26 protein-coding genes are annotated in these 26,569 nt (G+C 55.0%); 6 read left to right on the top strand and 20 right to left on the bottom strand.

All coding sequences use genetic code 11. The annotated features are described in order from the left end of the window. Positions 1–4: 4 nt before the first annotated feature. The 13 genes from pal to RHM56_RS06775 all read right to left on the bottom strand — a co-directional run bounded on the left by pal (position 5) and on the right by RHM56_RS06775 (position 10,650). Entirely contained in the window at positions 5–505 is a 501-nt protein-coding gene (gene pal / locus RHM56_RS06835) for a peptidoglycan-associated lipoprotein Pal (protein ID WP_003441254.1), read from the bottom strand. Between the two features lie 55 nt (positions 506–560). Beyond that, positions 561–1,811, bottom strand: a complete 1,251-nt coding sequence (gene tolB, locus RHM56_RS06830) for a Tol-Pal system beta propeller repeat protein TolB (RefSeq protein ID WP_322239821.1) — start codon at positions 1,809–1,811, stop codon at positions 561–563. Between the two features lie 47 nt (positions 1,812–1,858). Further along, on the bottom strand, positions 1,859–2,953 hold the full coding sequence (gene tolA / locus RHM56_RS06825) for a cell envelope integrity protein TolA (RefSeq protein ID WP_322239818.1): 1,095 nt from the start codon (positions 2,951–2,953) through the stop codon (positions 1,859–1,861). Continuing rightward, complete coding sequence (gene tolR, locus RHM56_RS06820; RefSeq protein ID WP_162207799.1) at positions 2,953–3,405, bottom strand: protein TolR; 453 nt, start codon at positions 3,403–3,405, stop codon at positions 2,953–2,955. The genes tolA and tolR overlap by 1 nt, the downstream gene beginning before the upstream one ends. A gap of 22 nt (positions 3,406–3,427) precedes the next feature. Then, a complete protein-coding gene (tolQ, locus tag RHM56_RS06815; RefSeq protein WP_019410239.1) occupies positions 3,428–4,123 on the bottom strand; it encodes a protein TolQ in 696 nt (231 codons plus the stop codon). Beyond that, entirely contained in the window at positions 4,113–4,580 is a 468-nt protein-coding gene (gene ybgC, locus RHM56_RS06810) for a tol-pal system-associated acyl-CoA thioesterase (protein WP_019410238.1), read from the bottom strand. Before ybgC ends, tolQ begins: the two co-directional genes overlap by 11 nt. A 137-nt stretch (positions 4,581–4,717) precedes the next feature. After that, complete coding sequence (gene ruvB, locus RHM56_RS06805) at positions 4,718–5,776, bottom strand: Holliday junction branch migration DNA helicase RuvB (protein WP_322239815.1); 1,059 nt, start codon at positions 5,774–5,776, stop codon at positions 4,718–4,720. Further along, on the bottom strand, positions 5,777–6,385 hold the full coding sequence (gene ruvA / locus RHM56_RS06800; RefSeq protein WP_322239813.1) for a Holliday junction branch migration protein RuvA: 609 nt from the start codon (positions 6,383–6,385) through the stop codon (positions 5,777–5,779). Between the two features lie 97 nt (positions 6,386–6,482). Next, positions 6,483–7,007 (bottom strand): crossover junction endodeoxyribonuclease RuvC, encoded by a 525-nt coding sequence (gene ruvC, locus RHM56_RS06795; protein WP_003441230.1) that lies wholly within the window; start codon positions 7,005–7,007, stop codon positions 6,483–6,485. Between the two features lie 129 nt (positions 7,008–7,136). After that, positions 7,137–7,883, bottom strand: coding sequence for a YebC/PmpR family DNA-binding transcriptional regulator (locus RHM56_RS06790; RefSeq protein WP_322239810.1), 747 nt, complete (start codon positions 7,881–7,883; stop codon positions 7,137–7,139). 120 nt (positions 7,884–8,003) lie between these two features. After that, a complete protein-coding gene (gene aspS / locus RHM56_RS06785; protein WP_322239807.1) occupies positions 8,004–9,779 on the bottom strand; it encodes an aspartate--tRNA ligase in 1,776 nt (591 codons plus the stop codon). A 109-nt stretch (positions 9,780–9,888) separates the two neighbouring features. Next, positions 9,889–10,110 (bottom strand): FmdB family zinc ribbon protein, encoded by a 222-nt coding sequence (locus RHM56_RS06780; protein WP_003441220.1) that lies wholly within the window; start codon positions 10,108–10,110, stop codon positions 9,889–9,891. A gap of 177 nt (positions 10,111–10,287) precedes the next feature. Further along, positions 10,288–10,650 (bottom strand): ribbon-helix-helix domain-containing protein, encoded by a 363-nt coding sequence (locus RHM56_RS06775; protein WP_322239805.1) that lies wholly within the window; start codon positions 10,648–10,650, stop codon positions 10,288–10,290. A gap of 873 nt (positions 10,651–11,523) precedes the next feature. Here RHM56_RS06775 and RHM56_RS06770 point away from each other — a divergent pair. Continuing rightward, positions 11,524–12,129, top strand: coding sequence for a cold-shock protein (locus RHM56_RS06770; RefSeq protein ID WP_322239803.1), 606 nt, complete (start codon positions 11,524–11,526; stop codon positions 12,127–12,129). Positions 12,130–12,198: 69 nt separating this feature from the next. On the opposite strand, the gene RHM56_RS06765 is transcribed toward RHM56_RS06770, so the two are convergent. Both RHM56_RS06765 and RHM56_RS06760 read right to left on the bottom strand, forming a co-directional pair. Beyond that, positions 12,199–12,405: a SlyX family protein gene (locus RHM56_RS06765; protein WP_322239802.1), complete on the bottom strand. Its 207-nt coding sequence runs from the start codon at positions 12,403–12,405 to the stop codon at positions 12,199–12,201. After that, complete coding sequence (locus RHM56_RS06760) at positions 12,402–12,833, bottom strand: HIT domain-containing protein (RefSeq protein ID WP_322239800.1); 432 nt, start codon at positions 12,831–12,833, stop codon at positions 12,402–12,404. The genes RHM56_RS06765 and RHM56_RS06760 overlap by 4 nt, the downstream gene beginning before the upstream one ends. An 804-nt stretch (positions 12,834–13,637) precedes the next feature. Between RHM56_RS06760 and RHM56_RS06755 the strand changes: the two genes are divergently transcribed. Next, positions 13,638–14,918 (top strand): OprD family porin, encoded by a 1,281-nt coding sequence (locus RHM56_RS06755; RefSeq protein WP_322239798.1) that lies wholly within the window; start codon positions 13,638–13,640, stop codon positions 14,916–14,918. 267 nt (positions 14,919–15,185) lie between these two features. Here the strand turns inward: RHM56_RS06755 and RHM56_RS06750 are convergent, their stop codons facing one another. Both RHM56_RS06750 and RHM56_RS06745 read right to left on the bottom strand, forming a co-directional pair. Then, positions 15,186–16,028, bottom strand: coding sequence for a mechanosensitive ion channel family protein (locus tag RHM56_RS06750; RefSeq protein WP_322239796.1), 843 nt, complete (start codon positions 16,026–16,028; stop codon positions 15,186–15,188). A gap of 127 nt (positions 16,029–16,155) precedes the next feature. After that, positions 16,156–16,641 (bottom strand): YajQ family cyclic di-GMP-binding protein, encoded by a 486-nt coding sequence (locus RHM56_RS06745; RefSeq protein WP_322239794.1) that lies wholly within the window; start codon positions 16,639–16,641, stop codon positions 16,156–16,158. Positions 16,642–16,757: 116 nt separating this feature from the next. On the opposite strand from RHM56_RS06745, the gene RHM56_RS06740 reads away from it, so the two are divergent. Genes RHM56_RS06740 through RHM56_RS06730 form a run of 3 tightly spaced genes read left to right on the top strand, consistent with a single transcriptional unit; the run spans position 16,758 to position 20,375 of the window. Continuing rightward, entirely contained in the window at positions 16,758–17,699 is a 942-nt protein-coding gene (locus RHM56_RS06740) for a putative 2-dehydropantoate 2-reductase (RefSeq protein ID WP_322239792.1), read from the top strand. A 46-nt stretch (positions 17,700–17,745) separates the two neighbouring features. After that, entirely contained in the window at positions 17,746–19,782 is a 2,037-nt protein-coding gene (locus RHM56_RS06735; RefSeq protein ID WP_322239790.1) for an ATP-binding protein, read from the top strand. 2 nt (positions 19,783–19,784) lie between these two features. Further along, positions 19,785–20,375 (top strand): cob(I)yrinic acid a,c-diamide adenosyltransferase, encoded by a 591-nt coding sequence (locus RHM56_RS06730; RefSeq protein ID WP_322239788.1) that lies wholly within the window; start codon positions 19,785–19,787, stop codon positions 20,373–20,375. A gap of 139 nt (positions 20,376–20,514) precedes the next feature. Here RHM56_RS06730 and RHM56_RS06725 read toward each other — a convergent pair whose 3' ends face one another. From RHM56_RS06725 to secA, 3 genes are all read right to left on the bottom strand, one after another. Then, complete coding sequence (locus RHM56_RS06725; RefSeq protein ID WP_322239786.1) at positions 20,515–21,459, bottom strand: Nudix family hydrolase; 945 nt, start codon at positions 21,457–21,459, stop codon at positions 20,515–20,517. A 132-nt stretch (positions 21,460–21,591) separates the two neighbouring features. Then, complete coding sequence (argJ, locus tag RHM56_RS06720) at positions 21,592–22,809, bottom strand: bifunctional glutamate N-acetyltransferase/amino-acid acetyltransferase ArgJ (protein ID WP_322239783.1); 1,218 nt, start codon at positions 22,807–22,809, stop codon at positions 21,592–21,594. Positions 22,810–22,923: 114 nt separating this feature from the next. Next, entirely contained in the window at positions 22,924–25,677 is a 2,754-nt protein-coding gene (gene secA / locus RHM56_RS06715; protein WP_322239782.1) for a preprotein translocase subunit SecA, read from the bottom strand. A gap of 308 nt (positions 25,678–25,985) precedes the next feature. Between secA and RHM56_RS06710 the strand changes: the two genes are divergently transcribed. Next, positions 25,986–26,450 (top strand): DUF721 domain-containing protein, encoded by a 465-nt coding sequence (locus RHM56_RS06710; RefSeq protein WP_322239780.1) that lies wholly within the window; start codon positions 25,986–25,988, stop codon positions 26,448–26,450. Positions 26,451–26,569: the final 119 nt, after the last annotated feature.

Below are 26,569 nucleotides of genomic sequence, written 5' to 3'. Positions count from 1 at the left end.
CGAATTACTTACGCAGTTCGACGCGACGGTTTTGAGCCCACGACTGTTCGTCGTTGCCAGTAGCGATTGGACGCTCTTTACCGTAGGACACCAGCTCCAGTTGTGCTGGAGAAACACCTTGCAGTACCAGGTAGCGCTGAACGGCTTTCGCACGACGCTCGCCCAGTGCCATGTTGTACTCACGAGTACCACGGGCGTCAGTGTTACCTTCCAGAACAACGCGAGCGCCGTTAGCTTTCAGGTCTTTAGCGTGAACGTCCAGAGCGCGCATTGCTTCTGGTTTCAGGTCCGAAGAATCGTATTCGAAGTAGAAAACAGTGATAGCGCGCAGAGCAGCTTCTTCGCTCAGGGAACCATCAACAGCGCCAGTGTTTGCGCCGTAACCAGCGTTTGGATCAACAGCCGCGCCTTCACCGGCATTGTCGCCGCCTTTAGACGAGCAACCTACAGCTACAGCCATGGCCAGGGCCAGCGCAGCGAATTTACCAAACTTCAGCATTTCCATCGTAAAACTCCTAATGAACCCCAAGTGTTATGTGCAACGTAAAGCTATCACCACGTCAGTTCAGGTAAGGGGACCAGGAAGGTTCTCTGACTTCGCCTTGAGCGGTAGGAAGAGGGAGCCTTACGCGTCCATTGATAGACACGAGCATCAAGACTCCCCGGCCCTGCTGGCGGGTGGCGTAGATTACCATGGTGCCGTTGGGCGCAACAGTAGCTGACTCATCTAGGTTGGTATCTGTGAGTATTTTCACGGTTCCGCGTTGCAAATCTTGCGCTGCAACCCGGAAATTGGTGAAACCATCCTGACGATGAATCATTACCAGGGTCTTTTCGTCAGCCGAAAGCTTCGGACTGGCGTTGTAGTTCCCGATAAATGTCACGCGTTCGGCGTTACCGCCACCGACTGTGGTTTTGTAAATCTGTGGTTTGCCGCCACGGTCAGAGGTGAAATAGATGGTGTTGCCATCTTTACCCCAGAACGGTTCGGTATCGATTGCCGGGTTATTGGTCACGCGGGTCAGACCACGCGAAGCCAAATCCATCACGTAGATTTCGGCGTTACCATCTTTCGACAATACGAATGCCAGCCTGGAACCATCTGGCGACCAGGCTGGTGCGCCGTTAAGGCCTTCAAAGTTGGTGATCTGCTCACGACGGCCGGTATCAATGTTCTGAACAAAGATGCGCGGACGTTTTTGCTCGAACGATACATAAGCAATGCGCTTGCCATCTGGAGCAAAGCGCGGCGACAGGATCGGCTCACGCGACTGCAACAAGGTAACTGCACGGGCGCCATCATAGTCCGAACGCTGCAAGGTGTAGCGGGTATTGGTTGCGCTGGCACGTTCCGCCGTCACATAAAGCAGACGAGTCGAGAATGCACCTTTAATACCGGTCAGCTTTTCAAACGACTGGTCAGAGATGTAGTGCGCCATGTCCCGCAATTGCTCAGCGGTGCCCGACACGCTGCCGGTCAGCACTGGTTGCTCGGTGGCAACGTTGAACAAGGCATATTGCACCTGCAGGCGACCACCCGCCGGCACGATATTACCCACCATGACGTACTGAGCGCCCAAGGCTTTCCAGTCACGGAAAATGACTTCGCTGGCCTGGGTAGGCTGGCTGATCATGTTCTGCTTTGGAATCGGCGCGTAATAACCTGAGTTACGCAGGTCGTTACCAATGATTTCAGCCATATCGTCAGGCAGGACGGTGCCGCCCTGCCAGCCGAACGGTACTACGGCAATGGGCGTTGCCCGGTCGCTACCGCTGGTGACCAGAATGTTCTTTTCATCTGCCACTGCCATCCCTGCCAAGCAGCAAACGACAACTAGCAGTCCTCGAAAAAAGTTAATCACAAGGCTAGATCCTCAGGTGTGAATGTCATCTTGAACGATCGATAAGGATTAAAATCGCTAGGCTTCATGCCCTGCATTTCCGTTAAACGGCCAATGTTCTTGACCGCTGCCACAGCCGAGCTATCAAACGGCCCATCACCACTGGACTTGGCTACCGTCACCGACGTTACCGTACCATCTGGCAACATGCCGATTTGCAGCACCACTGTCATGTTCTTGCGAGCGGAAGGCGGACGAGCCCATCCTTCTGCTGCCCGGGCACGAATCAGGTCATCAAAACTGCCGGCGACCTCATCACCCCTTTCATCTGCCAAGGCTTGTTGCCGTTGTGGCGTATCAGAAAGCAAATCTGCCAAGGCCTGAGCCTTTTTCTCTTCAGTCGATTTACGCGCTGCTTCTACTGCCTTTTTCTTGGCAGCATCGGCAGCCGCTTTTTTCTTCGCATCCTCGGCGGTTTTCTTCTTCGCCTCGTCAGCTACGGCCTGTTTCTTGGCATCTTCAGCAGCTTTCTTTTTCGCATCTTCAACAATCTTCTTCTTGGCTTCTTCGGCGGCCTTTTTCTTCGCCTCTTCTTCAGCGGCTTTCTTGGCCTCTTCCTCAGATTTTTTCTTGGCTATGTCAGCCAGCTTTTTCTCTTCGGCCTTTTTAGCTTCCGTGGCCTTTTTGGCATCGTCGGCTTTCTTGGCTTCATCAGCCTTCTTCGCCTCATCTGCCTTTTTAGCTTCGCTCGCCTTGGCTTCGTCAGCTTTCTTGGCCTGCGCTGCCTTTTCGGCAGCCTCTTCTTTCTTTTGTTCCGCAGCTTTTACAGCTTCCTGCTCAACCTTCTTTTGTTCCATCTGTTCGACTTCGGTCTGACGTGCGGCAGATTTCTTTGCCTCACCCGCAATCTTTTGATTGGTCTGGGTTGTCGCCTGACTTTTAGACTTCAGTTGATACAAAGTAGCTTGAACAATCGGTTTTGAAGGCGGCAGCTCGGGAGTCATGGCAAAGCTGGCGAACAGCATGCCAAAAATCAGGATGTGCAGCCCTACCGCCCAAACTGTAGGCCAAAAATAATTTTCAGAGGCGGACGGCTCCCGCTGTTCGCGCATCAGGGAGCCTCGGTAATCAAGCCAACGTTACCGACCCCGGCTTTCTGCAGGCCACCCATCGCACCCATTACCGCGCCGTAATCCACGGTTTTATCGCCGCGAATAAAGACTTGGGTGTGCTTGCCACCCTCATTGCCTGCGCGAATGATTTTAGTCACGGCGTCAGTCATCTGAGGCAGGGTCATTGCCTTGTCCATCTGCTTTTCGGTGTCGACTTCACTGCCAAGGTTCCAGAAATAGGTCTTGTCAGCCTTGATCGAAATAGTCAAAACCTGAGTGTTGTTGTCTTGCGGCAAAGCCTCGCTGGAGACTTTGGGCAAATCAACCTTCACACCCTGATTGAGCATCGGTGCAGTCACCATGAAAATGACCAGCAGCACCAGCATCACGTCGATGTATGGCACCACGTTCATCTCGGCAACCGGCTTGCGCTTCTTGCGAGCTCGAGCGATTAAAGCCATTGGAAATACCTGCTTATTCTTCGCTGGTGTGCACTTTACGGTGCAGGATCGCCTGGAACTCGTCGGCGAAGGTGTAGTAGCGGCTGATCAGGGTTTCGCTACGCGCAGCAAAACGGTTGTAGGCAATTACCGCTGGAATCGCCGCAAACAGACCAATCGCCGTTGCAACCAAGGCTTCGGCAATACCTGGCGCAACAGTCGCCAGAGTGGCTTGTTGCGCAGTCGCCAGACCGCGGAAAGAGTTCATGATGCCCCATACCGTACCGAACAGACCGATGTACGGGCTGACAGAACCGACGGTTGCCAAGAATGGGAGGCTTTGCTCAAGTTTTTCCTCTTCACGAGAAATCGCTACGCGCATGGCACGTGCAACGCCTTCCATGACCGCTTCAGGGTCAACGCCCGGCTGCTGACGCAGGCGCGAGAACTCTTTGAAACCAGCACGGAAAATTTGCTCAACACCGGAATCCGGATCCGGGTTGCTGCCGGCCTGACGGTACAGCTTCGACAAGTCGATACCCGACCAGAAACGCTCCTCAAAGCTATCCAGGGCACGTCGACCGGCGCGCAGCATAGTGCTGCGCTGAAAAATCATGACCCACGAGGTAACCGATGCGGCCAGCAGGATCAACATTACCAACTGCACAACAATGCTGGCATTGCTGACCAAGCTCCACATGGAGGAATGGTCGACGACGTTAGCTTCCACGCTTTATCTCCTGCTCTAAATGTTTACCCGCGCCGCTCACGTCGGCAAAGGCCGTACGTAAAGCTTCGGGAATGGCCCGGGGTTTAAAACTATCGGCGCGCACACAGGCCACCAAAAATTGCCCTTCGCACAGCAATGTTGCATCCGCAGCCCGCCAGACCTGCTGCTTGAAACGCAGGCTGGCACGGTTGAGTTCTATCACTTGTGCGCTTATCAACAGTTCGTCGTCCAGTCGCGCCGGTGCGTGGTAGCGCGCCTCGCTGGAATGCACGACAAATAACAGGTTCTCACCCGCAAGCTCGGATTGGGCAAAGCCCAGCTCCCGCAGCCTTTCGGTTCGAGCCCGCTCCATAAACTTTAGATAATTTACGTAATACACGACGCCACCCGCATCGGTGTCCTCGTAATAAACGCGACAGCGATGTGCGAACGGCTCAAGCCTGTTTTGCGCGCGCATACTCTAGTGCTTACTCCTCAGGTTGCCAATCCGCCAAACCACTGTTTTTTACGCTTCTTAGACTTTAATACCCAAGATTTTCAGCGCCAGCCCTTGAGACAGCAAAAACCTTAAAAAAATCGGCCGACGACGGCTTATTAATCGTCTACAGCATTCAGAAATTCGTCCACCACGGGCATATCGCCCAAGCGTGATGGAATATTCAAACCAAAGTGTAAATAGGCATGTCGGGTCACGACTCGCCCCCGTGGCGTACGCATGATGTACCCCTGCTGAATCAAATACGGCTCAAGTACATCTTCAATGGTGTGACGCTCTTCGCTGATAGCCGCAGCAAGACTATCGACACCCACCGGCCCGCCATCGAACTTCTCGATCATGGTCAGCAGCAAACGCCGGTCCTGATGATCAAAACCGTGCTCATCAACATCCAGCAGGTTCAGCGCAAGATCCGCCACCGGCTTGGTGATATGGCCCTTGGCCCGCACTTCGGCAAAATCGCGCACCCGTCGCAGCAGGCGATTGGCGATTCGCGGGGTTCCACGCGCACGCCGGGCGATTTCATAAGCCCCTTCCGGGTCAAGCGGCAAACCGAAGATACCGGCCGAGCGACTGACAATCGTTGCCAGGTCATCGGTACTATAAAACTCCAGACGCTGAACAATCCCGAAACGATCACGCAATGGGTTGGTCAGCATCCCGGCACGAGTCGTTGCACCGACCAGCGTGAACGGCGGCAGATCGAGCTTGATCGAACGAGCGGCCGGCCCTTCACCAATCATAATGTCGAGCTGAAAGTCTTCCATGGCCGGGTACAGCACCTCCTCCACAATCGGCGACAGTCGATGAATTTCATCGATAAACAGCACGTCATGAGGTTCGAGGTTGGTCAACAACGCCGCCAGATCACCCGGCCGCTCTAGCACAGGTCCCGACGTACTTTTGATCGACACGCCCATTTCCTGGGCAATGATGTTGGCCAACGTCGTCTTGCCCAAGCCGGGCGGGCCGAAAATCAGCGTGTGATCCAGCGATTCCGCACGCCCGCGAGCCGCCTGGATAAACAGCTCCATTTGCTCACGCACCGTAGGCTGACCAATATAGTCCGCCAGGCTCAGAGGACGGATAGCACGATCCTGAACCTCTTCGCGGTCACGCCCACTGGAGGCGGTTATCAAACGATCAGCTTCAATCACTTAAATCATTCCCTTAAGGGCACGGCGAATCATGTCTTCACTGCTCAACGTTTTATCCTTGATAGCCGAAACCGCCTTGCTTGCTTCCTGCGGCTTGTAGCCCAAGGAAATCAAAGCGCTGACGGCATCACTTTCTGCACTCGCCACCTGCACTGGCGCATCTGGCTGGTTAGGCACCAACGCAAACATGCTCGGCACTTGCTCCCAGGCCTTGAAGCGATCCTTGAGCTCGACCAGCAGACGTTCCGCGGTCTTCTTGCCGACGCCCGGCACCTTGGTCAAGGCAGAAGTATCCTGAGCCTGCACGCAACGCACCAGCTCATCAACTTCCAAACTGGACATTAATGCCAGCGCCAGCTTGGGACCCACGCCATTAAGGCGGATCAGCTCACGAAAAAAGTCCCGCTCACGCTTGCTACTGAAACCATAGAGCAACTGAGCATCTTCGCGAACCACCAAGTGCGTGTGCAAGGTCAGCGGTTCGCCAATCGAAGGCAAACGATAGAGCGTGGTCATGGGCACTTCGAGCTCATAACCCAAGCCATTTACATCAAGAATCAGGTGCGGAGGCTGTTTTTCAACCAGAGTCCCGCGCAAGCGTCCAATCACGTTTAAGATCCTTTCTCTGGCCAGATCAATGGCTGACAAGTAGAACGACAAAGCCGCATCATTTGCAGATACAACTGTGTCAGCATGTTTAATCAGGTTAAAGGCGCAAACGCCCACCCCGGCTGCGCGCCGCCCCCAAGCCATGGGGCAACAGGCTTGAACGGGTGTGCGCATGGCACAAAGCAATCGCCAGCGCATCGGAAGCATCGATTTGCGGCTTGGTCGTCAGCTTGAGCAAATGCATGACCATCATCATCACCTGCTCTTTATTCGCCCCGCCGGTGCCTGCCACCGCCTGCTTGACCTGGGTCGCAGAATATTCGGCAATCTCCAGGCTTTCTTCAGCTCCCGCCACAATGGCCGCGCCCCTGGCCTGCCCCAGCTTCAAGGCCGAGTCGGCATTGCGGGCCATAAATACCTTTTCGATGCCCATCGTGACTGGGCCGTAGGTCTGAATGACCTCCCGCACCCCGCGATAGACGATCTGCAAACGCTCATGCAGTTCACCGCTACCTGTGCGAATACAACCAGAAGCCACGTACACACAGCCACGCCCAGTGTCTCGCACTACGCCATAACCGGTGATTCGCGAACCTGGGTCAATACCAAGAATAAGAGTCATAACGCCTGCAGCTTATGAAGTGACGCCCACCGGCACATACCCGGACAGCTTAAAGGCAGAAGCCGGAGGTGCACAGCGCCGCGATCATCGCAACGTTGCACCTCCGGCTTCCAGGATAGGCAGCAAGTATCAGGCTAGCTTTTCCAGCACCTCATCAGGGATTTCAGCGTTGGAGTAGACGTTTTGCACATCATCGAGGTCTTCAAGCATGTCGATCAGCTTGAGCACCTTTTCAGCCTCTTCCAGACCCAGTTCGGCACTGGTGGTCGGCAGCATCACGATTTCTGCATCAGCCGGGGCAAAACCCGCTGCTTCCAGAGCATTGCGAACCGCGTAAAAGCTCGAGAACGAGGTGAAGACATCGATAGAGCCATCATTGTTGGTTACCACGTCGTCGGCATCAGCCTCCATCGCAGCTTCCATCAAGGCATCTTCATCAACGCCTGCCGCATAGGAGATTTGCCCCTTGCGCTCGAACAGATAAGCCACAGAGCCATCAGTCCCCAGGTTGCCGCCGCATTTGCTGAACGCGTGACGCACCGCAGCCGCCGTACGATTACGATTGTCGGTCATGCATTCAACCATGACAGCAACGCCACCCGGACCGTAGCCCTCGTAGCTCAGCTCGACCATATCGTCGGTATCTGCCGCTCCGGCACCACGAGCAACCGCACGATCAATGATGTCGCGGCTCATGTTCGCACCCAGCGCTTTATCCAGCGCCAGACGCAAGCGCGGGTTCGAACCCGGATCACCGCCACCCTGACGGGCTGCGACGGTCAGCTCACGAATCCACTTGGTGAAAATCTTGCCTTTTTTGGCATCCTGACGCTCTTTGCGGTGCTTGATGTTCGCCCACTTAGAATGACCTGCCATAACCCACTCCGAATCCTTGATGAAACCTTGCCGGTCCGGGCACCTGACCACAGACCCACAATAAAAATTCTCGACCCAATGACAAAGGCGCATCCGAAGATGCGCCTTTGAAGGTCAGACTTACTCTGCCTTAGGCTGTTCGCGCAAACGAATGTGCAGTTCGCGCAACGCTTTGCCGTCGACCACGCCAGGGGCCTGAGTCATCACACACGCAGCACTCTGGGTTTTCGGGAAGGCAATCACTTCACGAATAGACTGTGCGCCAGTCATCAGCATGACCAGACGATCCAGACCGAAGGCCAGACCACCGTGCGGCGGTGCACCGTACTTCAGGGCATCGAGCAAGAAGCCGAACTTCTCTTCTTGCTCAGTTTCGCTGATGCCCAACAGACGGAACACCGCCTGCTGCATTTCTTTGCGGTGGATACGGATCGAACCACCACCCAACTCAGTGCCGTTCAGCACCATGTCATAGGCGCGGGACAGAGCGGTTGCCGGATTGGCCTCCAACTCTTCCGGCGAGCATTTTGGAGCGGTGAACGGGTGGTGCAAGGCGCTGAAGCTACCGTCGTCGTTCTCTTCGAACATCGGGAAGTCGACAACCCACATCGGTGCCCACTGGCACGTCAGCAAGTCAAGATCGTTACCGACCTTGATCCGCAATGCACCCAGCGCTTCGCTAACGATCTTGGCCTTGTCGGCGCCGAAGAACACGATGTCGCCATCAACTGCACCAACGCGATCCAGGATCACATTGAGGTTCGCTTCCGGGATGTTTTTAACGATCGGCGATTGCAGACCCTCAACACCTTTGGCGCGCTCGTTGACCTTGATGTACGCCAGGCCTTTGGCACCGTAGATGCTGACGAACTTGGTGTAGTCGTCGATCTGCTTGCGCGGCATGCTCGCAGCACCCGGCACACGCAGGGCGGCAATACGGCATTTCGGATCATTGGCCGGGCCGCTGAACACTTTGAATTCAACATCTTTAAGCTGGTCGGCAACGTCAACCAGTTCCAGCGGGTTACGCAGGTCTGGCTTGTCGGAGCCGTAACGGCGCATGGCCTCTTCCCAGGTCATGTGCGGGAACTCGCCGAACTCCAGATCCAGCACTTCCTTGAACAGGTTGCGGATCATGCTTTCGGTGATGCCCATGATCTCGGTTTCGTTCATGAAGCTGGTTTCGATGTCGATCTGAGTGAACTCAGGCTGACGGTCGGCACGCAGGTCTTCATCACGGAAGCACTTGGCGATCTGGTAGTAACGGTCAAAACCGGCAACCATCAACAACTGTTTGAAGAGTTGTGGCGATTGCGGCAAGGCAAAGAAAGAGCCCGCGTGAGTACGGCTTGGCACCAGGTAGTCACGCGCACCTTCAGGGGTGGCACGGGTCAGGATTGGCGTTTCGACGTCCAGGAAGCCGTTCTCATCCAGGAACCGACGAATGCTGGTGGTCATGCGCGAACGCAGACGCAGCTTCTCAAGCATTTCTGGACGACGCAGGTCGATAAAGCGATAACGCAGGCGGGTTTCTTCGCCAACGTCAGAGAATTCGTTAAGCGGGAACGGAGGCGTCTCTGCTTCGTTCAGGACTTCCAGTTCGTAACCCAGCACTTCGATCATGCCAGACGCCATGTTGGCGTTGCCAGCACCGGCCGGACGCAGGCGTACCTTACCGGTCACCTTGACAACATACTCACTGCGCACGCGGTCGGCAGCAGCAAAGGTTTCAGCACGATCCGGATCGAACACAACCTGGGCCAGACCATCACGATCACGGATATCGAGGAAAATCACCCCACCGTGGTCACGGCGACGGTGAACCCATCCGCAAAGGGTAATTTCCTGGCCGTCCAGGCTTTCGTTCAGTTGGCCGCAATAATGGCTGCGCATCATGGTAGTGGTTTCACTTCTCGTAATTCGAAAATCGGTGGAGGTCTTGCGCACCGTCGGTGCTGATAACACTGCAAGAGCCCGCTTGTGTTCAGACTGCTTTCGCTCAACCTCAGTCGGACTTGTCGCCGCCTGCCAGATTCTTTTTCGAGCCTGTCTTGAAGTCTGTTTCATACCAGCCTGTGCCGCTTAGGCGAAAGCCTGGCATGGACAACATTTTCTTCAGCTCAGGTGCCTGACAGGCAGGACAATCAACCAGTGGCGAGTCACTGATCTTTTGAATGGCTTCCAGTTGATGACCACAGGAAGCGCATTGGTAATCGTACATGGGCATTGGCGCGTCTCGACAATCCGTTAGCGGCAACCCTTAAGGGGCCACACAGCAAAGCGCGAGATTATATCTGGTAAATCGAGCCATTGCAGCCGCATGAGCAGCCATAACACCCCAAAGAGCCCTGAATCTCAAAAGATTGCAAGCCTGCGAACGCCCGACTACAACTCGATCGGTGCCTTACCCTACCAATAACTGCTTCGAGGCCAAGCTGCGAGAAGCCGGCTCGGCTTTCAGCAGGTGCATCACACAGACAACCCGGATGAGGCCGCTGAAGTTTTTCACACCGCCATGACGCAAGTGAATCTCTCTGTCGATATACGACAGCAATGCATTAATTGAACAGTCATTGCCCTGTGAAATATCAGACAACACATCCCAATACACCTCTTCCAGCCGCAAACACGTTGCAAAGCCATTTAACCTGACAGACTTCGACAACGGTTGCGCCAACCCCATACCAAAATCAAGAACAACAGGATCAATCCTGGCTCTTTGCAAGAGTCGCCCCCCAATACTTTCCTGCCGGGCCAATCGTTCCATATTCAAAATCCCTTATTACAGAGCCATTAAGATCAATTAATACTTTTTCCAAAAAACACGCCCCATAAAACATTATGTAAAACTTCTAATCCAGCAGACTTCACCCGCAACGCTGTAGGAGTGCTCTCGGTACGAGAGCTGAATATGGGCACTTACCCCCCGGTACAAAGCCCAGAAGCCACGGCCTCTCAGCGCCTCGACCGCCTGAAAATGAAAACCTCGCCGAGCGCAAAAAAAATACCGATCAAGCCACGAAGAAACATCTCACAGACCAATACGACATAACACCGCCAACATAAAGGCACGCCGACACCCCCCTCTTCCTTCAACGAGAAAGACACATTTAAAGTTTTTATATAACGCTGAAAATTGACACATTGTTTTTACAGCCTTAAAAAACCACAGCAAAGCCACGCCACATTTACATAATTAAAAATCGAATCAAGCAAACAAAAAAATAAACCAATACATGCATCACTCAGCCATACACCCAGTCATTCGAACAGCGTTGCGCGCCAAACAATAAAATACGACCAACGGTCAAGATTGCACTCAGAGCACGATAACAAGCGTCATCAACTGCACGCTTCTCAGCCTTGAGAAACAGCCTACAAGGCTCTAGGACAAGGATTTCATAAAAAACACGCATTATTTGGACCGCCTCTGGCAATCACAGCAACAGGTACCTCAAAGCACTTAATTTGAGAAGGCCCATGCTTTGCTGTTAAATAGGCAGCGTGCCGCCTTCGCCAAGCCTCTGGCGACGGTGCATAGGCTGATACCTCGCACGTGTCCAGCGCCTCCATTTTTTCAGAAGCGAACCGTGCGCAATCAGCTCTTCCTTGCGATCCGTCTTAACGTGAGTTAATTGAAATGTTGAAAATCGTTCACCTACTAACGGGCGCAGCTGCTTTGCTGCTGTCCTTCATTCCCAGCCTGCAATCTGACGCTGTACCTTACCTGCTTCACGCTGATGCTCTTTACCTGGCTTTTCTTGGCCTGCTCAACCTGACACTGGCTCCTGTCATTCCATTCTGGAATAAAGGTCCACGTCATCAACTGCAAAACCTGGTAAGCGCCCTGCTGGTGCTTTCTGTTGTTCTACAAACGCTCACTCTGTTTGGCTTGCTGCTGCCAATCGGCGACCAACCAGCGATCCTGATCAGCCTGGTGCCTGCTGTCATTGCCGTATTGCTGCATCTGGTTGTCAGCTTCTACAAATCATCACCTTCTTCGTCGGCTTCACAAAGCTACGACATGACCAACCGCGATACAGGCACCGTAAAGTGGTTTAACACCTCCAAGGGGTTCGGCTTTATCTCCCGAGATTCCGGCGATGATATTTTTGTCCATTTTCGCGCCATCCGTGGCGAAGGCCACCGCGTGCTGGTGGAAGGGCAACGTGTTGAGTTCTCGGTGATGAACCGCGACAAAGGCCTTCAAGCTGAAGATGTGATCGCAGCGCTCCCGCGCCGCTAATTTCAGCCTGAAAAAAAACCGCGAGCAGCCTGACTGCATCGCGGTTTTTTTATGGCCTGCCAAAAAGATTCAGTAGTGCGGCGGTGGAGTTTGCTCTTCAAATGACTCAAACTGGCCGCCCATTTCATCCTGGCGCTTGAGCAAGGCCGCCATCTGCAATTGCAGTCGGTCCACTGCGTTCTGCTGTGAGACCAGCACATCATTCAGTGCCTGAATGGTGTCATCCTGAAAAGCCAAACGGCTCTCCAGATCCATTACCCGCGCTTCGAGCGTCACAGCTCGCCCTCCCCAAAAGTGAACCCAGCACCCAGAACAGATTTAAGCTTGTCCCGAATAACGTGCACCTCAGCCTGACTGTAAGGCTTGGCAGGGTGCTTGCCCCAGACCGGGCCGGGCCATGCGACATCAGCCTGATAACGAACAATCACATGCATGTGCAACTGACTGACCACATTACCCAACGTGGCAACGTTCATTTTGTCTGCACCAAAAAGCGCTTTCAGCACCTGAGCCAACTCCGTGGTTTCACGCCACATCAACTGTTGCTCTTCGTCACTCAACTGAAACAGCTCGCTGATACCCTCACATCTAGGAACCAGGACAAACCAGGGATAATTCGAGTCATTGGAAAGCAGTAAACGGCACAAGGGGAAATCCCCTATTAGCCAGGTATCCTCTTGAAGGCGTGTATCCAAAACGAACACTGGGTGCTCTCCTGTTAAACGGAAATTTTCAGCTCAGTACAGCTGCCTGATCAGAACCATCAGGTATTGAGCAGCATGGACGCAGGATACCCTTGATTGATGCTCACATCACGTCAGCAACCACAGTTCCCTCGCTGGAATGCAGCTACCTGCATTCGCGTTGCACCTGCTAAACACCCAACCCGTTGCCCGTGGACACCGACGCACCAAAACAGCACAGGACGAATGGTTTTAGTGCACCGAAACGTCACCTGCTACCCCAGCCAGTGGGAACCGGTAACGCTTTGTGCGTCTTTTTTCCGTAAGCGCTGCTCCTCCCAGCAAAAAACTCGACAGCCCGCGCACATCAACTACCGTTCTACCCGCGCAGCACAAGGGGTTTCGGCCCAAAAGCGGCCATATAAATTTTATTTTAGCTGCGACTACAGTTTGAGCATGCTTGTTGCATTACGTACTGACAGAGTCGTCAAGGGCGTCGCGGGGGTGCAGCGGCCTTACGATAGATAACAATAGCTGAGCTATAGGAAATGGGCGTTTTCAATACGTAGTGCAGCCGTTTTTTGCGGCGGCAGTTATTGAAACAATAGGGAAAACATGCGAAATACCGCACACAGCTACGTCTTTGCGACATGTAGAGTGCATTTTGCGACATAGCTGTAAAGAAGCTGAAAGCTTATGAGAGCAAGTATCGCCAATATTGCCGGCGTGATATAAGTTTGCGCCGACACAAAAAGAAAGAGCCGCCCAGATAATAATTCAGGTGGGACGGCAGTACTCTTCCTAAAACCAAAGGAGCAAATCACGATGCGCGTGATGAAGTGGAGCATGATCGCCCTGGCTGTTTCAGCCGGTACTACTCAGTTCGCAATGGCTTCGTCCCAGGACGATTCCAAAGGTTTCATTGAAGACAGCACGCTGACTTCCAAAACCCGCATGCTGTATATGAACCGCGACTTCAAAAACGGCGCTGGCAACATTGCCAAGCCAGGTGGTGGCTTCAAAAGCGGTTACCGTGAAGATTGGGGCCTGAGCGAGCTCTTGAACTACAGCTCTGGCTTCACCCAAGGCACTATCGGCGTTGGTGTTGATGCATTCGCCATGGGTACTGTGCGTCTGGACGGCGGCGCTGGCCGTCAAGGTAACGGTCTGTTCGCTACCAAGAGCGACGGTTCTCCGGAAGACACTCAATCAAAAGCGGGCGGCGCGGTTAAGTTCCGCTTGTCGGACACCGTTCTGAAGTACGGCAACCAGTTTGTTGCCAGCCCGGTTTTCTCTACCGATGACAGCCGTTTGCTGCCTGAAGTGGCTACCGGTACTTTGATCACCTCCCACGAAATCAAAGGCCTGGAGCTGAGCGCTGGTCGCTTCACAGCGAACAGCTCGCAGACTGGCATGTACCATGACAGCCTGCACTTGCCGTCTGCTGACATCGCAGGTGCAACCTACCAGTTCACCGACAATTTCGTCGGCGGCGTGGCAGCTTCGGACGTTGATGACTACTTCAAGAAGCAGTACATCAACCTGAACTACACGTTCCCTATCAATGACTCGCAAGCCCTGAACTTCGATTTCAACGGCTACAGAACCTCGAGCCAAGGCCAGGAACTGGCTGGCAACGTTGACAACAAAATCTGGAGCTTGGCAGCTGCCTACAGCATCGGCGCTCACAAATTCACCCTGGCTCACCAGCGCTCCACCGGTGACAGCGGTTACTACTACGGCGTAGACGGCGGCGGCACCATTTTCCTCGCCAACTCCGTGCAATACTCCGACTTTAACGGCAAAGACGAGCGTTCGTGGCAGGCTCGCTACGACCTGAACATGGCAACCTATGGCGTACCAGGCCTGAGCTTCATGGCTCGTTACGTTACGGGTGACAACATCAGCACCGACACTGGCGAAGGTAAAGAACACGAGTTCAACTTCGAGAGCAAATACGTCATGCAAGAAGGCCCGGCCAAAGACCTGTCCTTCCGCCTGCGTAGCGCTGTGTACCGCAACAACGGCAACTACAACGTAGCCAGCGGCAACACAGATAACAACGACGTTCGTATCATCGTTGAATACCCACTGAACATCTTGTAATTGCAGCCTTAGGGCAGCTTTACAAACACGTTGTTTAGTAAGAACCACGCACCTGCTACAGGTGCGTGGTTTTTTATTGCCCACAATAAAGCCTTATGTATAGCAAGCTAACTAACAAACACCAATGCAAGTAATTATCACTTGCCTCACGCAACGCTACGATTCATCACTACCAACCCGACTCAAAGCACAAAAACAATTAAAGAGGCCTAAGCCCCTTTAATTGTATGTTTATGCCTCTTTAATAGCAGGCTATCGAATTAACACTTACTGCGCAGACACTTCCTGAACAACACGAATCACTCGTTGCGGAAAAGGAATATCAACACCTTCTGCTTTTAAACGGTCACGGGCATGCTCGTTAAACATGAACAAGACATCCCAGTAGTCTGGAGTGTTCACCCAAACACGCAGCGACATGGTAATTGCGCTGTCGCCCAGCGTAGTCACGACAACGACCGGGGCAGGCTCTTTCAAGACGCGCGGATCATCGGCCAGCGCCAGCAAAACCTCACGCACCTTTTGCAAATCCGCTTCGTAATCCACACCGACATCAAACACCACCTTGCGCGTCGGTTGACGGTTGTAGTTGGTGATGATGCCGTTGGACAGATTGCCGTTAGGCACGATAACGGTTTTGTTGTCGCTGGTACGAAGCACTGTGTGGAAGATCTGAATGCTGTCGACAGTCCCGCTCACGCTTTGCGCTTCGATCCAGTCACCGATCTTGAACGGGCGGAAAAGCAGAATCAGTACGCCACCCGCGAAGTTGGCAAGGCTGCCCTGCAACGCCAGACCGATTGCCAGACCCGCCGCACCGATGGCTGCCACGAATGAAGTGGTCTGGATCCCGATCATTGAAGCGACACTGACAACCAGCAGCACCTTGAGAATGATATTGACCAGGCTGCTGATAAAACCTTGCAGCGCCAGGTCTGCCTTTCTCAATGCCAGCAATTGGCCCAGCTTCACCGTCAACCGGTTAATCAACCACCAGCCGATGGCCAGCGTCACAAGCGCAAGCAGCACACGGCTGCCGTATTCCATGATCATTGGAATCCAAGCCTGCGAGGCCTTGATCAAGTGATCAACTTCAGCGTTCAAGTCCATTTATTTCTCCTGACGACAACGTCATTTATTCTGTAAAAACGATAAAACAAGCGTAGCAGCTCAATCGTTTACGCAATGCCCAGAAAAATCGGACGTCGATGATCGCCACAGGTTCCCTGGGCGGTAATCAGTCGCGGAAGTTATTGAACTGCAGCGGCAAATCAAAACTCTTGGCGCGCAAGGCCGCAATTGCTTCTTGCAGGTCATCACGCTTCTTGCCAGTGATGCGAACCTGCTCACCCTGAATGGCAGCTTGAACCTTAAGTTTGGCGTCCTTGACGTGAGCAACGATTTTCTTCGCCAGCTCTTTATCAATGCCTTCCTTGAGCACGACTTCCTGCTTCATCAACTTGCCCGACGCGTAGGCATCCTTGATTTCAAGGCACTGCGCGTCGATCTTGCGCTTGACCAGCGCCAGCTTGAGGATCTCAATCATGGCTTCGAGCTGAAAATCCGCTTCTGCGGTCATATTCACCGTGAGGTCTTTTTCTTTGAACTCAAAACTGCCTTTGCCCTTGAGGTCATAACGGCGATCCAACTCCTTGACGGCGTTCTCGACTGCGTTGGTGACTTCGTGCTTGTCCAGTTCGGATACCACGTCGAACGACGGCATGTAATTTCTCCACTTGATAAAGGGCGCGCACAACACAGATGGAGCGCGCCTGGCCTGACAGTTAAAATGCGCGGGCATTATAGCGATTCTTCGACTTCATTCACTTGCGAGCACACATGCCACACTCGAACGGCGGACAAACCTCCACACGCTGGCACATTCTCGGCGCTGGAAGCATGGGTACCCTGTGGGCCGCACGGCTGGCGAGAGCGGGTTTGCCCGTGACGCTGATACTGCGAAATCCAATGCGCCTACACGCCTATGAAGCCGCACGAGGTCTAACTCTAGTTGAAGGCGAACACTCACAACGTTTAAACGTCACGGCACAGTTGCCCGAGACCGACGAGCCGATTCAGCGCTTGCTGGTCACCTGCAAGGCTTATGACGCCGAGCAAGCCGTCGCGCATATTGCCCACCGACTCAGCCCCGACGCCGACGTGATCCTGTTGCAGAACGGCCTCGGCAGCCAGCAAGCCGTCGCGGCACGCGTGCCACACGCGCGCTGCATTTTTGCGTCCAGCACCGAGGGTGCATTTCGTGATGGCGACTGGCGCGTGGTGTTTGCGGGACGTGGCCACACCTGGCTGGGCGACATCCATGTAGGCGAGGCGCCGCACTGGCTCGAAGAACTGCAGCGCAGCGGCATTGCCCACGAGTGGAGCGCAAGTATCCTCAGCCGCCTGTGGCGCAAGCTGGCCCTGAACTGCGCAATCAATCCGCTGACTGTTCTGCACAATTGCCGAAATGGCGGTTTGCAAGCGCACAGCGATGAGGTCAACACCTTGTGTACCGAACTCTGTGCCCTGCTAGAACAGTGCGATCAGCCCGAAGCGGCTGTCGATTTGACGGCTGAAGTCAATCGTGTCATCCACGCCACGGCCAGCAACTATTCCTCCATGAATCAAGATGTCACTCAAGGCCGGCGCACCGAAATCAGCTACCTGCTCGGCTACGCTTGCGAAGCGGCTCGACAGCAGTCGTTCGCTGTACCGCATTTACAGGCATTGCATCAACGACTCACCGACCACCTGAAGCAGCATGGATTGCCCTGCAACTGAGGCCCGCGCTACCCTGCGGGCTCGTTCTTCTTTATGCGGTCATCCCATGCCCTTGCGCCAGCGCCTAGAAAACCTTCCGGTCGGCCAAAAGTTGCTGGCCGCCCTTCTCATGTTATTGGCGACTGTTTTGCTGGTGGCCAACTTAACGTTCATCAGCGCCGCCTACTGGATCTCCCACGAGAGCACAGCGCCACAAGCCTTGCAGACACTGGGGCGCCTGACCTCAAACCCCGACCTTATTGTTCAGGCACTCGACTCCCCAGAAAAAGCCGAAGCCTTGCTCAATGAAATAGGCAGCTACGCACCATTACGGGCCGCTGCCATTTACGACAGCTCCGGCAACCTGATCGCGCAACTGCAACACGGCGAGCACCTGCCGCTGCCAGAACATTATCGCCAGATTGAAGCCTGGAGCCTGACGGAGCTGCGCAGCCATCAAGTCACACGCTTGCACCATGGCGATCAACCTCTCGGGCATTTGTTGCTCGTGGCCAGCAGCGAACTGCCCACGGCGTTTTACACCGGCACCTTCACGGCCAGCCTGGGGATTCTGGTGTTTAGCGTTTTACTGTGGCTAGTGGTTTCACGGCAAATCAAGCGACTGGTCACCCACCCCATCCACCGCCTTGAAGAGTTGTCTCGCCAGGTAACCCGCGAAGAAAACTACGCCTTGCGCGCAGCACCGGGCAACAACGACGAAATCGGCAGCCTGGCCGAAGCCTTCAACACCATGCTGTCGCGCATCGAAGTTCGCGAACAAGAACTCAAGCGCGCCAGAGATGAAGCGCAGGCGGCCTACGATCAAGCCCAGGCGCTGGCCGAAGAAACCCGTCACACCAATCGCAAACTGGAATTGGAAGTGCAGGTTCGCGGCAAAATCGAGAAAAAACTGACCGGCTTTCAGAATTACCTCAACAGCATTATCGACTCCATGCCATCCGCCTTGATCGCCCTGGATGAGCAACTCTACGTGACGCAATGGAACCAGGAAGCCAGCGCTCTATCAGGGACAAAACTGGACGAGGCCCTGAATCAGCCGATCTACCTCGCCTTCGAGCCCCTCAAGCCCTTTCTGCCACAGCTCAAAGACACCATCGAAAACCATCAGGTGGTCAAGATCGAGCGCGTGACCTGGGGCCAGGGCGAAGACGCCCGCCACTACGCCCTGACCTTTTACCCCCTGACGGGCAGCGGTGGACGTGGCGTGGTGATTCGCATCGATGACATTACTCAGCGCCTGTCACTGGAAGACATGATGGTGCAGTCAGAAAAAATGCTCTCGGTGGGTGGACTGGCTGCCGGCATGGCCCACGAAATCAACAACCCCTTGGGCGCCATCCTGCACAACGTGCAGAATATTCGCCGACGCTTGTCGAACGAACTGCCGAAAAACATCGAGACAGCAGAACAGATCGGTATCACGCTGGATGCCATCAGCCACTATTTACAGGCCCGCGAAATCCCCCAGTTGCTCGACGGCATACAACAAGCCGGCGCCCGCGCCGCAAAAATCGTCACCCACATGCTCAGTTTCAGCCGGCGCAGCAATCGCCAAATGAGCCCCTGCGATTTGTCGGCACTTATCGAACAGGCGGTGGATATTGCCAACAATGACTTTGATCTGGCGCTGGGCTTTGACTTTAAGGGCCACGCCATCATTCGCCAGTTCGACCCGCAACTGGGCCCGGTCCCCGGCATTCCCAACGAACTGGAGCAAGTGCTGCTCAACTTGCTGAAAAATGCGGCCCAGGCGATTAACCAGCGCTCAGCCAACAGGGAGCCAGGGCGCATCATTTTGCGCACCAAGCTCAGTCCGCCCTGGGCTGAAATCCAGGTTGAAGACAATGGCGTTGGCATGCCGGAACACGTACGCAAACGCATTTTCGAGCCATTTTTCACCACCAAAGAAGTCGGCCAGGGCACAGGGCTCGGCCTCTCGGTGTCGTACTTCATCATCACCAACAACCACAAAGGGCAGATGGAAGTGCATTCAACACTCGGCCAAGGCACCTGCTTTACCTTGCGCCTGCCCTTGGCCAGCAACCTTTTGCCCTCTCACGAATCAACCACGATGGAACTGTAAACATGGGTTTTCGCTTATCAAAGATCTACACCCGAACGGGCGACAAAGGCGAAACCGGCCTGGGCGATGGTCGACGCGTGCCCAAGGATCATCCCCGCGTGGAGGCCATCGGCGAAGTTGACACCCTCAATAGTCAGCTTGGTCTGTTGTTGGCCGGGCTCATTGAGCACAGCCCTGAGTGCCCGGGGCTCAATGAACTGATTACAGTGCTTGAGCCGTGCCAGCATCGACTGTTCGATCTGGGCGGAGAACTGGCGATGCCGGTGTATCAGGCGCTCGACAGTGCTGAAGTCGAAAGGCTCGAAGCGGCAATTGATGTCTGGAACGAAGAGTTGGGCCCGCTGGAGAACTTCATCCTGCCCGGCGGCTCAACGCTGATCGCCCAAGCCCACGTGTGCCGCAGCCTGGCCCGCAGCGCTGAGCGGCGCTGCCAGCAACTGAATGCACTGGAACCGTTGGCGGGTGTGGGATTGGCTTACATCAATCGACTGTCAGATGTGCTGTTTGTCGCTGCGCGCTTGATTGCCAAGCGTCAGGGGATTGCCGAGATTTTGTGGCAGGCGGCGGCAAAGCCTACCCAAGAGCGCACGTAGTCGCTGACGAGGCACGAAGGCTGCGATCGATTGCCCGCATTGTAAAAGGTTTGGTCGACACACAGCAGTGCCGGAATTTACGAAGGCTTCGTCGTCGATCGCAGCCTTCGTACCTCGACAGCGACTACAGGCCGGCAAATCAGTCCTGCGGCCAGAACGCACGAATGCCCGCGACGCCTTGCGCACCGATGCTCCATGCCTGTTGACGATCATCCGCCCCCAGACCACCCAACAGAAACACCGGTTTGCTGAAGTTGGCGATCAACTGCTGTGCCTGTTCCCACCCCAAAGGGGGTGTATCCGGGTGAGTCTGAGTCGGCAGCACAGGCGACAAGGTCACGAAGTCCACATCCATCTGCTCAGCCAACGCCAGTTCTTCAGCGTTATGGCACGAGGCGGCCAACCAGCGATCTTTCGGCAACGGTCGACCTTTAGATGCGTATTTGCGCAATTGCGCAGCCGTTAAATGCCAACCCGCCGAAGGAAAATCCCCAAGCCATTCCAGCGGACCTTTGAGCATCAATTGCGCCTTACCCGCGCATAGCCCGGCCGCATCCACCGCCAAGTCGCGGTATTTAGGGTCATAGCCATTGGGGGCACGCAATGAAACCAGTTTGATACCGCCTGCAATAGCCTTCTGCAACCCGCGCAACAGTTCTGGGGTCTCCAGCCCGTCCGGAGTAATCAGGTACTGATCCGGCAAGCGTGCCGCCGCAACAATCGGTGCATTGGCCGCCGGAAATTGGTAATTAATCAGATCGCGCGACGACACCCAGGCCAAGGGCTGGCCTTCTGCGCCATGGGGCTCACCACTGAACGCCGAGACTTCCCATACATCCAGCAGCACCTGTTTGTCCGGGTAATCGTGCTGAACCTTGATCAGTGGGCGGGCGGCGTTAACCACAATCCCCAGTTCTTCTTGCAGCTCACGATTTAATGCAGCCTCGACCGTCTCTCCTGCCTCGACCTTGCCGCCAGGGAACTCCCAGAGCCCGCCCTGATGCTGAGTATCGGCACGACGAGCGATCAACACCTTGGCGCCTTCGCCACGAATAACGGCCGCAGCCACATGAACTCGTTTCACCTTTGTACTTCCTCTAATCCGGCCTGTTGCCAGGCTTTAAACGCCGGCCCTTGGTATATGGCCTGACTCTTTCAGCCAAAACCACACAATGATCTGCGCAAGCATGGCAAGCACACTCGCGCAGAACCGAGCTTAGGTACGATATTCGGCGTTGATTTTCACGTACTCGTGGGACAAATCAGTGGTCCAGATGGTCTCGCTGGCAGTGCCACGGCCCAGCTCGATACGGATGGTGATTTCCTCACGCGCCATCACTGCCGAACCTTGTTCTTCGGTGTAAGTGGCCGAGCGCGCGCCGCCGCTGGCAATGCACACTTCGCCCAGGAACACGTCAATCTTGCTCACATCCAGATCAGGTACACCGGCACGGCCCACGGCAGCCAGGATGCGGCCCCAGTTTGGATCGGAGGCAAACAATGCAGTCTTGATCAGGGGCGAGTGAGCCACGGTGTAACCCACGTCCAGGCATTCCTGGTGGTTGGCGCCGCCATTCACTTCAACGGTCACGAACTTGGTTGCGCCTTCGCCGTCGCGCACGATGGCCTGGGCCACGTCCATGCACACGTCAAATACGGCTTGTTTCAGGGCCGCGAACAGTGGGCCGCTGGCTTCGGTAATTTCCGGCAGATCGGCTTTACCGGTGGCAATCAGCATGCAGCAATCGTTGGTCGAGGTATCGCCATCGATCGTGATGCGGTTAAACGATTTGTTCGCGCCATCAAGCAGCAGGTTTTGCAGCACATCACGCGAAACCTTGGCGTCGGTCGCGATGTAACCCAGCATGGTGGCCATGTTCGGACGAATCATGCCTGCACCTTTGCTGATGCCGGTCACGGTGATGGTCACGCCTTCGTGCTCGAACTGACGGCTGGCACCTTTAGGCAACGTGTCTGTGGTCATGATGCCGATGGCAGCCTCAGCCCAATGATGCTCAGAGAGATCGTCCAGAGCCGCTTGCAGGGCACCTTCGATTTTCTCAACAGGCAGCGGCTCACCAATCACTCCGGTGGAGTACGGCAGCACAGCGCTGGCGTCCACTCCAGTCAGTTCAGCCAGCTTGGCGCAGGTGCGGGTAGCAGCGACCAGGCCCGGCTCGCCAGTCCCGGCGTTGGCATTGCCGGTGTTGGTCAGCAGGTATCGCACAGCCCCCTGAACACGTTGCTTGGCCAAAATCACCGGCGCGGCGCAAAAGGCATTCAAGGTGAACACACCGGCAACGCTCGAACCTTCAGCGCAGCGCATGACCACCACATCCTTGCGCCCAGAACGCTTGATACCGGCTGAAGCGATGCCCAGCTCAAAACCGGCCACCGGGTGCAAAGTAGGCAAAGGACCAAGACCAACAGCCATGACGCGCTCCTAAATAGAGATGACAGTTCCGCCAATGGGCGGGAATTCAATGGTAAAACGCCGCGACGGCTAATGCCGGTCGCGGCGCAGGTGTTTCAGCAGTTGAAGCGGGCTTTAGTTGATTTGCCCGTGACAGTGCTTGTATTTCTTGCCCGAGCCGCAGTAGCACAGCTCGTTGCGACCCAGTTTCTGGTCGTTACGTGCAGGCTCGGTAGCCGTTACCACGTCAGACACATCGGCGCCTTCAAGCACTTCTGCCAACGCCTCAGGCTGATCAAGGCCCGGGGCTTCGGCGTGCTGGAACTGCATGCGGGCAGCCAGGTTTTCAGCTTCTTGACGCAAACGTGCTTCTTCTTCAATCGGATCTTCGCGACGAACCTGTACGTGGGACAGTACACGGATCGAATCACGCTTGATCGAGTCAAGCAGCTCGGAGAACAGGTTGAACGACTCGCGCTTGTACTCTTGCTTCGGGTTCTTCTGCGCATAACCGCGCAAGTGGATACCGTGACGCAAGTGGTCCATGGTCGACAGGTGGTCTTTCCAAAGGTCGTCCAGAACACGCAGCACAATTTGCTTCTCGAACGTGCGCAGGGCTTCCGGGCTCGCCTGCTCTTCTTTCTCGTTGTACGCCGCCAGCAACTCGTTCAGCAGTTTTTCGCGCAGGGTTTCTTCGTACAGGTGATCGTCTTCGTCGAGCCATTGCTGGATCGGCAGCTTCACCCCAAAACCGCTTTCGATTGCAGACTCAAGACCTGCAATGTCCCACTGCTCTGGCAACGACTGCGGCGGAATGTGCGCGCTGACGGTGCTGTCGAGCACATCTTTGCGGAAGTCAGCAATGGTTTCGCCGATATTGTCAGCCGCCAGCAACGTGTTACGCATGTGATAAATCACTTTACGCTGTTCGTTGTTAACGTCATCGAACTCCAGCAATTGCTTGCGAATGTCGAAGTTACGACCTTCAACCTTGCGCTGAGCCTTCTCGATCGCGTTGGTCACCATGCGGTGCTCAATCGCTTCGCCAGACTGCATGCCCAAGGCCTTCATGAAGTTCTTCACTCGATCAGAAGCGAAGATGCGCATCAGGCTGTCTTCAAGCGACAGGTAGAAACGGCTCGAACCCGTATCGCCCTGACGACCGGCACGACCACGCAACTGGTTGTCGATACGGCGTGATTCATGACGCTCGGAAGCAATCACATGCAGACCACCCGACTCCAGCACTTGCTGGTGACGTTTTTGCCAATCGGCCTTGATCTGAGCGATCTGCTCCGGGGTCGGGTTTTCAAGCGAGGCAACTTCAACTTCCCAGTTACCGCCCAACAGGATGTCTGTACCACGACCGGCCATGTTGGTAGCAATGGTCAGTGCGCCTGGACGACCGGCCTGAGCAATGATTTCAGCTTCTTTTTCGTGGAACTTGGCGTTCAGAACCTTGTGCTCGATACCTTCCTGCTTCAGCAGGTTGGACATGTGCTCGGAGGTCTCGATGGTTGCTGTACCCACCAGCACTGGACGGCCTTTGGCCATGCAGTCTTTGATGTCAGCCACAATCGCCGCGTACTTCTCGTCCGCGGTCAGGAACACCAGATCGTTGTAGTCTTTACGCGCCAGCGGCTTGTTCGGCGGGATGACCATTACCGACAGACCGTAGATCTGGTGGAATTCGAATGCTTCAGTGTCCGCAGTACCGGTCATACCGGACAGCTTGTTGTACAGACGGAAGTAGTTCTGGAAGGTAGTCGATGCCAGGGTCTGGCTCTCTGCCTGAATGTTCAGGCCTTCTTTGGCTTCAATCGCCTGGTGCAAGCCTTCGGACAGACGACGACCCGGCATGGTACGGCCGGTGTGTTCGTCGACCAGCAATACCTGACCGTCTTCAACGATGTATTCAACGTTGCGATGGAACAGCTTGTGCGCACGCAGTGCCGCGTAAACGTGGGTCAGCAGGCCCAGGTTGTGGGCGGAGTAAAGGCTTTCGCCTTCTGCGAGCAGACCGATCTGGGTCAGCATGTCTTCTACAAACTGGTGACCGGATTCGTTCAGTTCGACCTGACGGGTCTTCTCGTCGATGGTGAAGTGGCCAGGTTTGGTAACCTCCCCTTCAACTTCTTCGATGTGCTGTTCAAGACGCGGGATCAGCTTGTTGATTTCGGTGTACAGCTTGGAGCTGTCTTCAGCCTGACCCGAGATGATCAACGGCGTACGGGCTTCGTCGATCAGGATGGAGTCGACTTCGTCGATCACTGCAAAGTTAAGCTCGCGCTGGAATTTTTCTTCCATGCTGAAAGCCATGTTGTCGCGCAGGTAATCGAAACCGAACTCGTTGTTGGTGCCGTATGTGATGTCGGCGGCGTAGGCTTCACGTTTTTCTTGAGGCGGCTGGAACGGCGTGACTACGCCGACCGTCAGGCCCAGGAATTCGTAGAGCGGACGCATCCAGTTGGCATCACGACGAGCCAGGTAGTCGTTCACGGTTACCACATGCACGCCCTTGCCGGACAATGCATTGAGGTAAACCCCGAGGGTTGCTACCAAGGTCTTGCCTTCACCGGTACGCATTTCTGCGATCATGCCTTCGTGCAAGGTCATGCCACCGATCAGCTGTACGTCAAAGTGGCGCATGCCCATGACGCGCTTACCCGCTTCACGGCAGACCGCGAAGGCTTCAGGCAGCAATTGATCGAGGGTCTCACCTTTAGCTATGCGGGCCTTGAACTCTTCGGTCTTGGCGCGCAATTGCTCATCGCTCAGAGCAACCATTTGCTCTTCGAAGGCATTGACGACCTGTACCGTCTTGAGCATGCGTTTAACTTCGCGCTCGTTCTTGCTTCCAAAAAGTTTCTTTAACAAAGGCGCAAACATATCGGCAGGATCTTCCACACATAGGGATGGAGGGCGGCCCCGTGAGTCGCCCGAGCAGCCCTGATGGCCGCATGCGAGCGAGCATTCTACCCGGAAACGTCGGTGAGGAAAGTGGCGTTATTCCACGATACTGGTACAGCGTTGTGACGGGGCCTGACTAAAATAAGGCCTTTTTGCGGAACTTCAACCCATGCGATGCATAAGTTACTCATTGATTTTGCAAATAAACTGAAGCGATTCAGGACTATGTCGAGTGAAATGGGCGCTTTCTGCTAAGATTGCCCCTCAGTTTTTTAAGGTGCTTGAACATGGCATTTCGCCCACACCCGGCACGGGCACCCTCTGTCCTGCTCCGCGAGGCCAAGCCCTTAAAAGCCATTTTTGGCCACGCCAAGCGCTTGGCGCACCTGCAACGCCTGCTCGAAAGCCAGCTCCAGCCCGCCGCACGTGAACATTGTCACGTGGCGTCATGGCGCGAAGGCAGTTTGTTGTTAATCGTCACTGATGGCCACTGGGCCACGCGTTTGCGTTACCAGCAAAAGCGTCTGCAACGTCAATTACAGGCCTTTGACGAGTTCGCCAGCCTGACCCGGATTTTATTTAAGGTTCAGCCGCCCACCGTGCTGGCCAAAGTCAACGGGCACACCCTTGACCTTTCCATCGATGCCGCGCAAACCATTCAAGCGACGGCTGACGGGATAACCGACCCGGCGTTGCGGGCAGCGCTTGAGCGATTGGCAAGCCACGCCAAGCCAAAGCCAAAGCCCGACTAAGTTGTGTAGCCGCTAGCACTCTCTGTGGGAGCCTGGCTTGCCAGCGATACAGGCGATGCGGTTTTTCTGTTAAACCGCGTCGATCCCATCGCAGGCAAGCCCGCTCCCACAAAGGGTAT

The organism is Pseudomonas sp. CCC3.1 (assembly GCF_034347405.1).
In the GTDB taxonomy this organism is placed as follows: Bacteria; Pseudomonadota; Gammaproteobacteria; order Pseudomonadales; family Pseudomonadaceae; genus Aquipseudomonas.
The sequence above is the reverse complement of the archived record's forward strand: the minus strand, read 5'-3'. Positions and strand labels throughout refer to the sequence as shown.